This is a genomic window from Bradyrhizobium sp. USDA 4461, from assembly GCF_054055655.1.
Genome location: NZ_JBSRXM010000001.1, coordinates 373,121 through 387,060, shown reverse-complemented (window position 1 = coordinate 387,060; position 13,940 = coordinate 373,121). Strand labels below are relative to the sequence as shown.

Below are 13,940 nucleotides of genomic sequence, written 5' to 3'. Positions count from 1 at the left end.
ATGGCGGAGCGCGAAGCCGAGCGTTCAGTGTCGCAGACCGTGCGGGCGCAACTCGCGCTGCGCGAGCTGATCGTTTCCGGCGGCTTGCGGCCGGGCGAGCGCATCTCGGAATTGCAGGCGGTCGAGGTCACCGGGGTGTCGCGCACGCCGGTGCGGATGGCGTTGGTCCGGCTGGAAGAGGAAGGCCTGCTGGAGGTGATCCCGTCCGGCGGCTTCATGGTCAAGGCATTTTCCGAGCGCGACATCCTCGATTCGATCGAGCTGCGCGGCACGCTGGAGGGATTGGCCGCGCGCTTTGCCGCCGAGCGCGGCGTCTCGTCGCGCGATCTCGAGCCGCTGAAGCAGTGCCTCAACGAGATCGACGGCCTGGTCCGGCAGGAGCCGATCTCGATCGAGGCGTTTTCGTCCTATGTCGCGCTCAACGCCCGCTTCCACGTGCTGCTGGCCGAGCTGTCGCGCAGCCCGCCGCTGATCCGGCAGATCGACCGCGCCTCGGCGCTGCCATTCGCCTCGCCGAGCGGCTTCGTGATGGCGCAATCGGTCTTGCCCGAGGCGCGTCAGATCCTGCTGATCGGGCAGGATCATCATCGCGTCGTGGTCGACGCCATCGAGAACCGCGAGGGCGCGCGTGCCGAGGCCGTTATGCGCGAGCATGCAAGGCTCGCGGCGCGCAATCTGCGGCTGGCGCTGCGCAACCGCACCCATCTCGATCTGCTGCCGGCACTGGCGCTGATCTCGGCCGGCTGAACGGAGCGCGCCATGCGATTCATCGAAACCTGGACATCAGCCACGCTGCTTGGCGTGCGCGACCTCACGCCCGGCATCCGCGAATTCCTGCTGCGGCCCGACGATTTCACCGCCGCGCCCTATCCGGTCGGCAGCCATATCGACGTCGGCGTCACCATCGACGGCCAGCCGCAGACAAGATCCTATTCGCTGGTCGGTGAGGTCGATCCGCAGGGGTTCCGGATCGCAGTGCGGCACGCCCCGGATTCCCGCGGCGGCTCGCGCTACATGTGGTCGCTCGCGCCCGGCGCGCGGCTCAACATCACGCAGCCCGCCTCGCTGGTGCAGCTCGACTGGACGCGGCGGCAATTCTGCCTGATCGCAGGCGGCGTCGGCATCACGCCGATCGTCGGCGCGGCGCAGGCGCTGGCGCGCCGCGATGTCGGCGTCACGCTGCATTATGCCGCGCGGACGCGCGGCGATGCGGCCTATCTCGGTGCGCTCGAACGTCTGCTCGGCGACCGCCTCATCGTTCATGCCGGCGACGAGGGCCGGCGGCTCGACCTCGACAGCGTCTTCGCAGGTCTGCCGCAGGATACGATGACGTTGTTCTGTGGGCCGATGCGGATGCTCGATGCGGCGCGGCGGGCCTGGGAAGCGTCCGGCCGTCCGATGACCGATCTGCGTTACGAGACCTTCGGATCGAGCGGGCTGTTGCCGACCGAAGCGTTCCGCGTGCGACTCCGCGATGAAGGCACCGAGTTCGTGATCCCGCGCGACCGCTCGATGCTGGACGTGCTGAACGAAGCCGGCCATGAGGTGATGAGCGACTGCCGGCGCGGCGAATGCGGGGTCTGTGCGCTCGACGTGGTCGATGTCGACGGCGAGATCGACCATCGCGACGTGTTCTTCAGCGACCACCAGAAGCAGGAGAGCCGCAAGATCTGCGCCTGCGTGTCGCGGGCCCGCGGCACCATCACGGTGGACACGTTGCATCGCGCCGATCCGCTCTGATGCGACCGCGTCACGATTCTACCCTCCGCCGTCATTGCGAGGAGCGATAGCGACGACGCAATCCATCTAACCGCGTTTGCGGGCCGATGGATTGCTTCGCGGAGCCCGTCATCCGGCGGCGCTTTGCGCCGACCGGGTGGCTCGCAATGACGGCTGGAGCCGTTCGCCAGGCTACGCCGCGTGCACCGAGTGCCGCGGGTCGTGATCGAGCAGGGCAGTGATCTCGCCGGCCGACATCGGCCGGCCGATCAGATAGCCCTGCACTTCGTCGCAGCTGGTCTGGCGCAGATATTCGAGCTGGTCTGCGGTCTCGACGCCTTCGGCGACGACGCCGATCTTCAGGTCCTGCGCGAGGCCGATCACCGATTTGACGATCGCGGCGCAATCCGGCTGGGTCAGCATATCCCGAATGAAGGACTGATCGATCTTGATGCGGCTGAACGGCAGCTTGCGCAGATAGGTCAGCGACGAGAAGCCGGTGCCGAAATCGTCGAGCGCGACCGTCAGGCCAAGCTCGAGCAGCCCGTTCAGGATTGCGGGCGCCGATCCGTATTTCGAGATCAGCATCGATTCGGTGATTTCGATCTCGAGCCGGTTTGGCGCGACGTTGGCTTCGGCCAACGCCTCGACGATGGTCTGCAGGATGCCGACGTTCTGGAACTGGACCGCCGAGAAATTCACCGCGATCCTGATGTCGTCGGGCCAGCGCGAGAGCATTGCGCAGGCGCGGCGGATCACCCACTCGCCGAGCTGGTGGATCAACCCGCTCTCCTCGGCGATCGGGATGAACACGCTCGGCGGGATCAGGCCGCGCGCCGGATGCTGCCAGCGCAGCAGCGCCTCGAAGCCGGTGACGCGGCCTTTGCGGATGTCGAGGAACGGCTGGTAGACCAGGAACAGCTGGTCCGCCTCGATCGCCTGTTCCAGATCCCGCTGCAAGGCGCGGCGGTCGCGGGCCGACCGGTCGTCACTCGCCTCGAAGAAGCAGATCGTGCCGGGGCCGGATTTCTTGGCCCGGTAGAGCGCGATGTCGACATGCTTGAGCAGGTCGTGGGAGGTGTTGCCGTCGCGTGGCGCGAGCACGATGCCGATGCTGATCGCGCTGGTGATCTCGAAACCGTCGATCGGGAACGGATCGGCGAAGGCCGCGACGAACCGGTCGGCGATCGCCAGCGCGTCCTCGGGCCGGGTCAGATTGGACATGATCAGCGCGAACTCGTCGCCGCCGATCCGCGCGACATGTTCGGCGGCGCGCGTGCAGCGCTGCAACCGCGCCGCGACCTGCACCAGGAATTCGTCGCCGGCCGGCCGCCCGAACCTGTCGTTGATCTCCTTGAAGCGATCGAGATCGAGCAGCAGCACGGCGAACTCCTCGCCCGAGCGCTCGAGCCGGCTCAGCGCGCCGTTGAGCGCCTCGTTGAAGGCGACGCGGTTCGGCAGATGCGTCAGCGGATCCTGCCGCACCGTCCGCTCGGCCTCGTGCTGGGCGATGATCCGCCGCCTGAACTCGAAGGCATTGACGAACACGCCGCGCAGCAGCACGGAGCCGTAGACCAAGACCAGCACCGCCATCAGGAGATAGATGAAGTCGCCGTCCCGGCCGAGGCAGATCGCGATGCCGACGAAGATCGGCGCGGTGAACGCGATCGCGGCGATCGGGATAGTCGAGAAGGCGAAGGCGCCGCCGGCGAGCATTCCGGCGCAAAGACACGTGATCACCAATTGCCCGCCGCTCGACGCACCGGCGAAGAAGGCGACCGGGACGATGCCCCAGGCCGCGCCGAGCGCCAGCGCATTGCGCACCAGGCGATACATGGTTCGGCGCGACACGAATTGCGGCTTGGCGAGGTGGCGCGATGCGCGAGCCTGCAGCCCGAAGAACAGCGCGGCGCTGCTCACCGCGGCCGCCCATACCAGCGCAAAGAGCCAGTCCGGCGATTGCCAGAGCGCGGCTGCGAGCACCAGTGCGTTGCAGGCATTGGCCAGCATGATGCCGAAGGAATAGCCGAGCACGAGCGACACCTGCTCGGCGCGGATATGGCCGGCAAGCGCTTCATCCGTCGGTGGTGCGCCGAAGGCCGCGAGGTCACCCGCGAACAGGGCCGCGAAATATGATCTGAGATAGGTACGCATCTCACTGGTTTGGCTGCGCGGTTGGCCAGGGCGTAGCAGCGAAGAATTCTCTGCAAACCTTTGACAAACTATGAACTATTGGGACGGACCCTGCCACGGCGGGCGCTGGTTCCGGTTCCACTGGCGGGCATTGCTAACAAATCGATACAAATGCGTGACGGGACGTCGGGGACCCGCAGAGACTGCCTAGCGCCACGCGGCTTGATCCTCCGCCGGTTTTTCGCAATGACTTGAGTTCCCGCGAGCGACAAGAACCAGAAGGTGCGCATGAGCCTCCCGACCACGAACCACGATCCCGGGTTCCGGATCACGCGGGCCAGCCATGTCGTCCTGACCGTGCGTGACCTCGCGGCAAGCCGGCAGTTCTACGAGAAGGTGATCGGGCTGATCCTGACCGTAGAGGAGGGCGATGCGCTGTATTTCCGCGGCGTCGAGGAGGCCTGTCATCACAGCCTCGTGTTGCGCAAGGGCGCGGACGCCGTCTGCGCGCGGCTGGGCTTGCGGGTGTTCAGGGATGACGATCTAGACCGGCTCAAGGCCTTCTTCGAAGCCAACGGATGCCGGGCCGGCTGGGCCGAGGTGCCGCATCAGGGCCGCACCTTGCATGCGACCGATCCGGCCGGCACGCCGCTGGAGTTCTGCGCCACCATGCCGGTCGAGCCGCGCATGATCACCCGATTCACCCGCCATGCCGGCGGCTCCGCGCTGCGCCTCGATCATTACCAGGTGCTGACCCCGGAGGTCCGCAAGGCCTGCGAGTTCTACACCGCGGCCGGCTTTCGGCTCAGCGAGTACATCGCGCCCGCCGCCACGTTCGATCTGCGCGGCGTGTTCCTGCAACGCAAGGGCAATCCGCACGACATCGTGTTCTTCAACGGCGCCGGACCGCGGCTGCATCATTTCGCGTTCCTCGCGCCCGAGGTTCATCATCTGCTGAACGCCTGCGATATCGCCGGTGAGCTCGGCTATGGCGCCGCCGTCGAGCGCGGCCCGGGGCGGCACGGGCCGGGGCACGCGATGTATGTCTACATGCGCGATCCCGACGGACACCGCGTCGAGCTGTTCAACACGCACTACCAGATCATGGACATCGAGAACGAGCCGATCGGCTGGGATCCGTCCGACCACACGATCTCGTTTCCATGGGGCCTGCCGGCGCGGCAGGCCTGGTTCGAGGAAGCGACGCCGTTCGAAGGTGTCGCGATCCGCGAGCCGCAGATCAAGCCGAAGCCGGTGACGCTCGAGAGCTACCTCGCGAAGTAGCATGTCACTGTCGGCCGCGAACTCCAGCCATGATGTGGCGATCGTCGGCCTCGGGCCGGTCGGTGCCATCTTCGCCAATCTGCTCGCGAAAGCGGGCCTGAGCGTCGCCGTCGTCGAGCGCGTCGCCGAGATCTACGACAAGCCGCGTGCGATCACGCTCGACCATGAGGCGCTGCGCGTGCTGCAGGCGATCGGGCTCGGCGAGTTCATGGAGCAGGCGATCGCTCCGCATAACGGCTCGCACTATCTCGGCGTCGACGGCGAGATCATCAAGATCTTCGACCCGATGCCGCCGCCGTTCCCGCTCGGCTGGATTCCGAACGTCACCTTCGTGCAGCCGGACCTCGAGCAGGCGCTGCGCGACAAGCTCGCCGGCTTTCCGCATGCCGACGTTGTTCTTGCAGCCGCCGGCGTGGCATTGCGGCAGGACGACGACGCGGTGACGCTGACCGCGCGGCGCGAATCCGGCGAGGAGTTTTCGATCCGCGCGCGCTATCTGGTCGGCTGCGATGGCGCCAACAGCTTTGTGCGCAAGCAGCTCGGCGTCGGCCTCGACGATCTCGCCTTCGATGAATGGTGGATGGTGGTCGACACGCTGACCAGCGATCCCGCCAAGCGGCCGGCCAAGAGCTTTCAATATTGCTGGCCACAGCGCCCCGGCACCTTCGTTCCCGGGCCGCGCAATCTGCGGCGCTGGGAGATCAAGCTGCTGCCCGGCGAGGATCCCGAGGCGTTCGGCGCGCCCGACAATGTGGTGCAACTGCTCAAGGGCTTCACCGACATCTCCGACCTGACGATCTGGCGCTCGGCGGTCTATCGTTTCCACGCCCTTCTCGGGCAGCGCTGGCGCGATCGCCGCGTGCTGCTGATGGGCGACGCCGTGCACCAGACGCCGCCGTTCCTCGGGCAGGGGCTGTGCGCCGGCATCCGCGACGCCGTGAACCTCTCCTGGAAGCTGCGGCTGGTGCTGCGCGGTGACGCTGACGAGACGCTGCTCGACAGCTACGAGATCGAGCGCAAGCCGCATGTCCGCACCGTCGTCGCCAGCGCCAAGGAGTTCGGCAAGATCATCGGCGAGCTCGATCCGGTGGCTGCGGCCGAACGCGACCTGCGGCTGCGCGCCGAGCTGAAGGCAGGCACGGCCGAAACCATCCGGCAGAAATTCATTCCCGATCTCGTTACCGGCCTGATCGCGCGCGATGCCGTGCTTGCCGGGCGGCTGTTCGTGCAGCCGCATGTGTGCGCGCCGGACGGGCGGACCTGCCGGCTCGACGATCTGCTGCAACCGGAATTTGCGATTGCGACGGCGAGCGCCGAGCCGATGGCTTGGCTGTCGGAGGAGTCTCGTGCCGCCTGGCAGCGTTTCGCCGGCCAGCGCGTTGTCATCGCTGCGTCAGGCGAAAGCAGCGATACTGACGGTATCCTGACGGTGGTCGAGCGCGACGGACTGTTCGCGGGGTGGATGCAGCAACACGACGCGTCGGCCGTCATTGTGCGGCCCGATCGTTATGTGTTCGGCGCCGCCGGGAACGCCGACAAGCTCAATATGCTTGTCAGGCAACTGCTCCAGAACCTCAGCGCAGAGCCCTAGCCTTTTCAAGACGGTGCTTTGTCTGTACCACCGGAACAAAGAAATTCCGGGGGAAACCAGTGAACAACAATAGTGATGCGGCCGAGTATGATTACGTCATCGTCGGTGCCGGCTCGGCCGGTTGCGTGCTCGCCAACCGCCTGAGCGCCGACGGCAAGCACTCGGTGCTGCTGCTCGAGGCCGGGCCGAAGGACAGCAACATCTGGATCCATGTGCCGCTCGGCTACGGCAAGTTGTTCAAGGAAAAATCCGTCAACTGGATGTACCAGACCGAGCCGGAGCCCGGCCTGAACGGCCGACAGGTGTTCCAGCCGCGTGGCAAGGTGCTCGGCGGCTCGAGCTCGATCAACGGCCTGCTCTATGTGCGCGGCCAGCACGAGGACTACGACCGCTGGCGCCAGCGCGGCAATGCCGGCTGGGGCTATGACGACGTGCTGCCCTATTTCAAAAAGGCCGAGGATCAGCAGCGCGGCGGCGACAAATATCACGGCACCGGCGGTCCGCTGCCGGTGTCGGACTGGCGGCATCACGACCCGCTGTCGGAAGCCTTCGTGCACGCCGCGGCCGAGATCGGCATTCCAACCAACCCGGATTTCAACGGCGCGACCCAGGAGGGCGCGGGCTTCTTCCAGACCACGACGCGGCGCGGCCGGCGCGCCTCGACGGCGCGGTCCTATCTGCGGCCGGCGCTGACCCGCGGCAATCTGCATGTCGAGACCTCGGCGCTGGCGCAGCGCATCCTGTTCGACGGCAAGCGCGCGAACGGCGTCGCCTACAAGCAGGGCGGGCAGTTGCGCACAGCGAAGGCGCGCAAGGAGGTGCTGGTGTCGAGCGGCGCGTACAACTCGCCGCAATTGCTGCAACTCTCCGGCATCGGCCCGGCCGATCTGTTGAAGCAGCATGGTATCGAGATTCTGCTCGACGCGCCCGGCGTCGGCAACGATCTGCAGGATCACATGCAGGTGCGCATCGTCACGCGCTGCGCGCAGAGCGTCACGCTGAACGACATCGTCAATCATCCGGTGCGCCGCGTCATGGCGGGCCTGCGCTACGCGGCACTGCGCAAGGGGCCGCTGACGATTGCCGCCGGCACCTCCGGCGCGTTCTTCAAGACCAGCCCGCGGCTGGCCTCGCCCGACATCCAGATCCACTTCCTGCCGTTCTCGACCGACAAGATGGGCGAGAATTTGCATCCGTTCTCGGGCTTTACGGCCTCGGTCTGCCAGCTGCGTCCGGAGAGCCGCGGCTCGCTGAAGATCAGGAGCGCCGACCCCAGCGTGCCGCCGGAAATCCGCATCAATTATCTCGCGACCGAGACCGACCGCCGCGCCTTCATCGACGGCATCCGCATCCTGCGCAAGATCCTGGCCGCACCGGCGCTGAAATCATACGCGGTCGGCGAAGTCGATCCCGGCGCCAAGGTGGTCAGCGACGACGATCTGCTGGAGTTCTGCCGCCGCACCGGCAGCACGGTCTATCATCCGACCTCGACCTGCCGGATGGGCAACGATCCGCTCGCGGTGGTCGACCAGCGGCTCAAGGTGCGCGGCATCGACGGTCTGCGCGTGGTCGATGCCTCCGTGATGCCGGACCTGATGTCGGGCAATACCAACGCGCCGACGATCATGATCGCGGAGAAGGCGTCGGACATGATTTTGGAGGATGCGCGGTAGGAATACTCAGTTCCGTCATCCTGAGGAGCGCGCTCTCGCGCGCGTCTCGAAGGATGCACGGCCCCGCGCTGACGGCTCGGAGAGGTCCGGGCCGTGGACCCTTCGAGACGACCGCTGCGCGGTCTCCTCAGGGTGACGGTGATGGAGTGGGGCGTAGCCCGCAATGAACTGGCGTAGCCCGGATGAAGCGAAGCGAAATCCGGGGCCAGACCATCGACTGAGGGGAGAAACCCGGATTGCGCTACGCTCCATCCGGGCTACAGGGCTCTACCCCTTATACGCCCGCACCCGCGCGGCCATCTGCTCGACATGGGCGATCGGCGTCTCGGGGAGGATGCCGTGGCCGAGATTGAAGATCAGCCGGCCCTTGCCGAAATTCTCCAGCACGTCGTCCACCGCGCGGTCGAGCGCTGTGCCGCCGGCGATCAGGGCCAGCGGATCGAGATTGCCCTGCACCGCGACGCGGCCCTGCACGCGCTCGCGGATCATCGACGGCTCGGCCGCCCAATCGATCGAGACGGCATCGACGCCGGTCTCTTCGACATAGGCCGGCAGCATGCCCGCGGCACCGCGCGGGAAGCCGATGATCCTGGCGCCGGGGACCTGCTTGCGCACGCCGGCAACGATGCGTTTCGTCGGCTCGATCGACCAGCGGGCGAATTCGCGCGGCGGCAGCACGCCGGCCCAGGTGTCGAAGATCTGCAGGCAGTCGGCGCCGGCCTTCAACTGGCCGACCAGATAGTGGATCGAGTTCTCGACCAGGACGTCGATGATCCCGGCGAAGGCGTCCGGATGGCGATAGGCGAGCATCCGTGCCGGGGCCTGGTCCGGCGTGCCCTGTCCGGCCACCATGTAGGTCGCGACCGTCCAAGGCGCGCCGCAGAAGCCGATCAGGGCGATCTCGGGCGCAAGCTCGCGCCGCACCCGGCGCAGCGCCTCGAACACCGGCTCGAGCTGGTCGAAATTGGCCTGCGTGGCCAGTGTCGCGATCTCGCCCGGCGTTGCCAGCGGATCGAGCCGCGGCCCTTCACCGGCCTCGAAGCGCACCGAACGGCCGAGCGCATAGGGGATCACCAGGATGTCGGAGAAGATGATCGCGGCATCGAAATTGAACCTGCGGATCGGCTGCAGCGTCACCTCGGTGGCGAACTCGGGCGTGAAGCAGAGATCGAGGAAGCCGCCGGCCTTGGCGCGCAGCTCGCGATATTCCGGCAGGTAGCGGCCGGCCTGCCGCATCATCCAGAGCGGTGGCACGGCCAGGCGGTGGCCCGACAGGACCTCGATGAACGGCTTCTTGGTGGAATCCTGGGGCACGTGGCTAGTTCCTGAGCACGGTCAAATTTGCGCCCCTGATACACGCTGCGGCGCAATGGGCCAAGGCGGTTCTGGAACCCGCCTCTGTACCGGCCGTTGTCTCCCCGAATGGAGGGACGAGATGACCGAGAAATTCGATCCTGCCCCGCATGACAAGCATGCCGAGAAGCCGCACGAGGCGCAGGCTGCCGACCGAAAGGCGCGCTCGCGGCTCAAGGAGGGACTGGAGGATACCTTCCCGGCTTCCGATCCGGTCAGCGTGACGCAGCCCGCGCCGTCGAAGCACGACGGCAACCGGGACAATTAGCTGGTATATCCCAGCGCTTGCTAACCACGATGCAAGATGAGTTCAGCCATGCGAGGAACCATTGGCCGCGCAGCGGCGGCTCGAAGCGCACCGCGCCCCTGGCGTGGAGCGCGATCGTGGCGGCAGCAATTGCTGTTATCCTGTGGCTGACGCTGCACGCCATATATGTTTGCGGGCGGCTTCGATGAGCGAAGCCGCCCGCACGTCGTTGGACCAGGCTAAACCGGGCCGCTTTCCGGGCGCTGCATCCGGTCGAATTCGAAGGTCACGCCGAGCCGGCGTTCGAGGCGCCAGACCAGAATGCAATGCCGCCGGATCGGCTCACTCTCGATCTCGAGATCGAACGCGAACGGGATCGCCTCGTCGCTTTCCACCGCAAGCCCGGCGCCTCCGGTCGAGATGTTCAGCACCAGGCATCCGACGCTGGTGTTGCGGAACAGGATCGTTCCGCGCTTCATCAGGGGCGTCCGCTGGCTGTCGGTCTTGTATCTTCTTATTGTTGTACTCACGGCCGTCTCCCTACCCCGACATGATGCTCCGTTGCGGTCGCGCCCCTAATTGACCAACACGGCGCCGTCGCAGCGGATGCCCAGCACCCAGACGTCGACCTGGCCGAGCCCGATGCCGAGCGTCGAGAGCAGCGTCGCCAGCACTTGATCGATCGGGCTCGTCACGGCGCTCAGGATGCTCATCACCAGCGCGCCCAATCCCGGGAGCGGAATGCCTGCGATGGTGAGCGAGAGGTTGCCGAGCAGGGTGCTGGTCAGCGACGTCAGGAAGTTGGTCGTCGTCACCGTCTTCTTGGTCCCGGACTGGATGTCGCTGTAGCTAAAATTGACGTTGGTCGGCGAGGTGTTGCCCATGCCGGCATGAGCCAGGCCCGTGATCTGGATCCCCAGCACAGTGGCCAGCAGTGCCGGAGGTGGATTGGGCTTGGTCGTGAAATTGGTCATGTCGGCCGTCGTGACGTTGCCGATCCAGGCATCCACGATTCCAGGCGTCACGCCGATCGTCACCTGCGAGGTGTTGATGTTCGGATGGCCGCAGGACACCGCGTTGAGCGTCGCGGTTCCGGAGGCGACCTCGACATAGACCGGCAGATTGATCGACGCGATGCTGCCGGAACCGAGCACATTGATGGTCGCCAGGACCCTGGTCTGCGCGGTGTGCACGCTCACGCCCTGGGTGCCCATCGCGATCCAGCTCGAACCGACCGGGCGTTCGCCGATCGTTGCGATCACGGACACATTGGCGATGCCGGGCAGGCCGAGATTGACCGAGGTTGCAATCTGATTGTTGCCATTGGCGATCTGAGCCACCGTGTTGACGAGATCGAATACCGAAACGCTGGCGCCGACCTTGGGTTTTTGCCCCACCGTGAGGTTGGCGAACGGGCCGAGATCGATCAGGGTGCCCGGCGAAATCTTGGTTGAAGAGCCGGTGACGGCCTGGGAGATCGTCGACAGCGCGGTCGTCGCGGCGTTCGCGCCATTGGTGATCTGCTGCGTCGACAGCGCGGCCGCAATGATGTCGCCGACCTTGATGTTGCTGCTCAGCAGGTCGCTGTATGTGACGCCGGTCAGGTTGACCCGGGTTGCCAGCGCCGACAGGAAATCCAGGGCGTCGATCTTGGCGCTGATCAGCGAATTGTAGTCCATCACCGAGAGCGACAGCGTGGTGCCGAGCATCGAGCCGAGCAGCGCGTTGAGCACGCCGCCATTGACCGAGAGCAGCCGTGAGCCGATCGCGAACGAGGCCATTTCGGTCGATGTCGCGGTGGCGGTGGTCGTGATGTTGAAGCTGCTGGCGCCGGTCAAATAGCGCGCGAAATAGAGCGGCGTCTGGGTCGTCAGCGTGACGCGCGCGGCATTGGCGGTGCCGACCGCCGGGGTCACGAAGCGGGACTGCGGCGCGATGGCGCTGTTTGCGGTGTAGGTCCCTGTCTCGACCTTGACCAGCGCGCTGGCCGGATAGTTGTTCTGCGTCACCGTCGCGGTGGCGGCGTTGACCGGGTTGCTCAGATTGGCGGCGGCGACGATCGCGGCCAGGTCCGCGGTGCTCTGGGTCTTGCGCCGGTCGGCGAAGATCGTGCCAAGGTCGATTGCAAGCCCGGCGCACCCGATCACGAGCGTCATCAGGCCGGCCGAGATCATCGCGAAGTTGCCGCGTTCGTCGGCGCCGAAGCGCCGCATCAGCATGAAGATGCCCGTCATCCTAGAACCCCCCGTATTGGATGGCCGCCGAGCGCACGATCGTGCTCGCCGGCGCCGGGACGAACGGCAGCTTGTAGATGAAGTTGCCGGCCGCGTTGTAGTTGACCGTCACGACGTAGACGTTGGCATTCGATGGGGACGGCGCCGCATTGACCGTGAGATTGCTGGCAACGAGCAGCGGATAGGTCGCGGCGTTGGCGGTGACGTAGTTGGTCGCGAGGCTGTTGCGTTCGGTATCCGTCATGCCAGCGATCGACGATCGCGCCGCCTCGGCGGCGAGTTGCTGAACGCCATGCACCATGGCGAGATATGAGCCGAATACGATGATGCCGAAAATGAAGGCGAGAAACAGCGGCAGCATCAGCGCAAATTCGACAGCAGAAGCGCCGCTTCGACAGCGAAAAAACCTGGTCATTGCACACCTCGACACGCAAGCTACGGCGTCACGTTGCGAGGCTTTGATTAAGGAAAACTATGAAAACGCTTTCGCGAATCAGTGACGTCAATTCAGATCAATGACCGCGTCGGAAGTTATCGGGTGCGCCGCACGTTATGGGGCAATCAAAATGTTTGATGCCATATCCGCAGAAATCCGGGGGTCGCCGGTGTCGGTGTGCTGCGCATGTGTGCAGAAGCAGCTGTCCGATACCGTAGCATTACGTGGCAATGCACGTAACGATACATATAAGCCGCAGTTGCTGCGGCGTCGCGACAAATTGAGGCTAAACGAAAGTGCAACCAAATGTTAGTATAGCTGAATCACATACTATGGAGATCGTAACTGCGTCCCGTGCTGAGATTGGAGGGCTCGCGATGCACAGACCACGTCAGCATTTGAATATTCCGACTGAGATTGTTCGCACCGTCGTTGCAATTGCAGAGACGGGAAGTCTGTCGAAAGCCGGTGAACGTCTCGGCCTCAGTCAGCCGGCGATCAGTTCACAGGTCAAGCGATTGCAAAGCCTGGTTGGCGGCGCGCTGTTCGTTAGAACAGCGAACGGCACCACGACTACTGAACTCGGCAAGGTTGCCGTGCAGCAGGCCAGGCGAATCCTCGAAGCCAACGATCAACTGCTTCGACTCGGTGGCAGTCATGAAGGACCCCAGCCATTGCGGTTGGGAATGAGCACGATGCTCGCCGACGAATTCCTCAAGCTCCATCCGGCCGATGCCCTCGCCGATATGCTGGTTCACGCCGACATGTCGCCGATCGTCATCAGGGGATTGATCGACGGGTACATCGATATCGCCTTCGTCTACAGCAACCCTTCGCTCGAGAACGAAGACGAGGTGACCATCGCCGCCGAGGCCGACGAACGTTCGGTCTGGGTACGATCACGCGATTTTGTGCTGCGGCCGGGCGCCCCGATCCCGATCCTGGCGTGGCCGGGCGACGACTGGATGATCCGGACGCTCACCAAGCACAACATCTCGTACAAGATCGTGTTCAGGAGCCCGAACCACCAGCTGCGACTGGAGGCCGCACGGGCCGGGTACGGCCTGACGGCATGCCCCGAGCGGATGATCCCGTCTTCGTTGATTTCGGCGAAGGACTATTATCTTCCGGAACTGCCGGTGCAGAAGCGCCTGCTGTGTGTTCGCCCGGGCCTCGAAGGCAGCCGTGCGACGGCGATGGTGCAGCGTTTGTCCAGCCTGTTCTTCAGCGGCGCGAAGCCGATGCGTCAGGTGAGCAACATGTAGTCCGG

General features: G+C 65.3%; 12 protein-coding genes. 7 read left to right on the top strand and 5 right to left on the bottom strand.

Annotation, left to right across the window (positions count from 1 at the left end):
• Positions 1-747, top strand: a complete 747-nt coding sequence (locus ACVINW_RS01880) for a GntR family transcriptional regulator (RefSeq protein ID WP_456749727.1) — start codon at positions 1-3, stop codon at positions 745-747.
• Between the two features lie 12 nt (positions 748-759).
• Positions 760-1,740, top strand: a complete 981-nt coding sequence (locus ACVINW_RS01875; RefSeq protein ID WP_456749726.1) for a PDR/VanB family oxidoreductase — start codon at positions 760-762, stop codon at positions 1,738-1,740.
• 171 nt (positions 1,741-1,911) lie between these two features.
• On the opposite strand, the gene ACVINW_RS01870 is transcribed toward ACVINW_RS01875, so the two are convergent.
• Positions 1,912-3,873, bottom strand: a complete 1,962-nt coding sequence (locus ACVINW_RS01870) for a putative bifunctional diguanylate cyclase/phosphodiesterase (protein ID WP_456749725.1) — start codon at positions 3,871-3,873, stop codon at positions 1,912-1,914.
• 267 nt (positions 3,874-4,140) lie between these two features.
• Here ACVINW_RS01870 and ACVINW_RS01865 point away from each other — a divergent pair, with 267 nt between their 5' ends.
• Genes ACVINW_RS01865 through ACVINW_RS01855 form a run of 3 tightly spaced genes read left to right on the top strand, consistent with a single transcriptional unit; the run spans position 4,141 to position 8,400 of the window.
• Positions 4,141-5,136 carry a VOC family protein gene (locus ACVINW_RS01865; protein ID WP_456749724.1) on the top strand — a complete coding sequence of 332 codons (996 nt, stop codon included), beginning with the start codon at positions 4,141-4,143 and terminating at the stop codon, positions 5,134-5,136.
• Position 5,137: 1 nt separating this feature from the next.
• Positions 5,138-6,727 carry a bifunctional 3-(3-hydroxy-phenyl)propionate/3-hydroxycinnamic acid hydroxylase MhpA gene (gene mhpA, locus ACVINW_RS01860; RefSeq protein ID WP_456749723.1) on the top strand — a complete coding sequence of 530 codons (1,590 nt, stop codon included), beginning with the start codon at positions 5,138-5,140 and terminating at the stop codon, positions 6,725-6,727.
• Between the two features lie 59 nt (positions 6,728-6,786).
• Entirely contained in the window at positions 6,787-8,400 is a 1,614-nt protein-coding gene (locus ACVINW_RS01855) for a GMC family oxidoreductase (RefSeq protein WP_456749722.1), read from the top strand.
• Between the two features lie 267 nt (positions 8,401-8,667).
• Here ACVINW_RS01855 and hemE read toward each other — a convergent pair whose 3' ends face one another.
• Positions 8,668-9,714 carry a uroporphyrinogen decarboxylase gene (gene hemE, locus ACVINW_RS01850; RefSeq protein WP_456749721.1) on the bottom strand — a complete coding sequence of 349 codons (1,047 nt, stop codon included), beginning with the start codon at positions 9,712-9,714 and terminating at the stop codon, positions 8,668-8,670.
• Between the two features lie 121 nt (positions 9,715-9,835).
• Between hemE and ACVINW_RS01845 the strand changes: the two genes are divergently transcribed.
• Positions 9,836-10,021 (top strand): hypothetical protein, encoded by a 186-nt coding sequence (locus ACVINW_RS01845; RefSeq protein ID WP_212017518.1) that lies wholly within the window; start codon positions 9,836-9,838, stop codon positions 10,019-10,021.
• Between the two features lie 218 nt (positions 10,022-10,239).
• Here the strand turns inward: ACVINW_RS01845 and ACVINW_RS01840 are convergent, their stop codons facing one another.
• From ACVINW_RS01840 to ACVINW_RS01830, 3 genes are read right to left on the bottom strand one after another with little or no spacing between them, the layout of a single operon-like run.
• Positions 10,240-10,530, bottom strand: a complete 291-nt coding sequence (locus ACVINW_RS01840) for a PilZ domain-containing protein (RefSeq protein WP_456749720.1) — start codon at positions 10,528-10,530, stop codon at positions 10,240-10,242.
• Between the two features lie 45 nt (positions 10,531-10,575).
• The gene (locus ACVINW_RS01835; protein ID WP_456749719.1) at positions 10,576-12,234 is read right to left on the bottom strand and encodes a pilus assembly protein TadG-related protein; all 1,659 of its coding nucleotides are present in this window, start codon (positions 12,232-12,234) and stop codon (positions 10,576-10,578) included.
• Position 12,235: 1 nt separating this feature from the next.
• On the bottom strand, positions 12,236-12,649 hold the full coding sequence (locus ACVINW_RS01830; RefSeq protein WP_456749718.1) for a TadE/TadG family type IV pilus assembly protein: 414 nt from the start codon (positions 12,647-12,649) through the stop codon (positions 12,236-12,238).
• Between the two features lie 398 nt (positions 12,650-13,047).
• On the opposite strand from ACVINW_RS01830, the gene ACVINW_RS01825 reads away from it, so the two are divergent.
• Entirely contained in the window at positions 13,048-13,935 is an 888-nt protein-coding gene (locus tag ACVINW_RS01825) for a LysR family transcriptional regulator (protein ID WP_456749717.1), read from the top strand.
• The last annotated feature ends 5 nt before the right edge of the window (positions 13,936-13,940 follow it).

Bases quoted from the DNA above. Each gene is read 5' to 3' on its own strand.
- ACVINW_RS01880 (WP_456749727.1), top strand. From the start codon at position 1: ATGGCGGAGCGCGAAGCCGAGCGTTCAGTGTCGCAGACCGTGCGGGCG.
- ACVINW_RS01875 (WP_456749726.1), top strand. From the start codon at position 760: ATGCGATTCATCGAAACCTGGACATCAGCCACGCTGCTTGGCGTGCGC.
- ACVINW_RS01870 (WP_456749725.1), bottom strand. From the start codon at position 3,873: ATGCGTACCTATCTCAGATCATATTTCGCGGCCCTGTTCGCGGGTGAC.
- ACVINW_RS01865 (WP_456749724.1), top strand. From the start codon at position 4,141: ATGAGCCTCCCGACCACGAACCACGATCCCGGGTTCCGGATCACGCGG.
- mhpA (WP_456749723.1), top strand. From the start codon at position 5,138: ATGTCACTGTCGGCCGCGAACTCCAGCCATGATGTGGCGATCGTCGGC.
- ACVINW_RS01845 (WP_212017518.1), top strand. From the start codon at position 9,836: ATGACCGAGAAATTCGATCCTGCCCCGCATGACAAGCATGCCGAGAAG.
- ACVINW_RS01835 (WP_456749719.1), bottom strand. From the start codon at position 12,234: ATGACGGGCATCTTCATGCTGATGCGGCGCTTCGGCGCCGACGAACGC.
- ACVINW_RS01830 (WP_456749718.1), bottom strand. From the start codon at position 12,649: ATGACCAGGTTTTTTCGCTGTCGAAGCGGCGCTTCTGCTGTCGAATTT.
- ACVINW_RS01825 (WP_456749717.1), top strand. From the start codon at position 13,048: ATGCACAGACCACGTCAGCATTTGAATATTCCGACTGAGATTGTTCGC.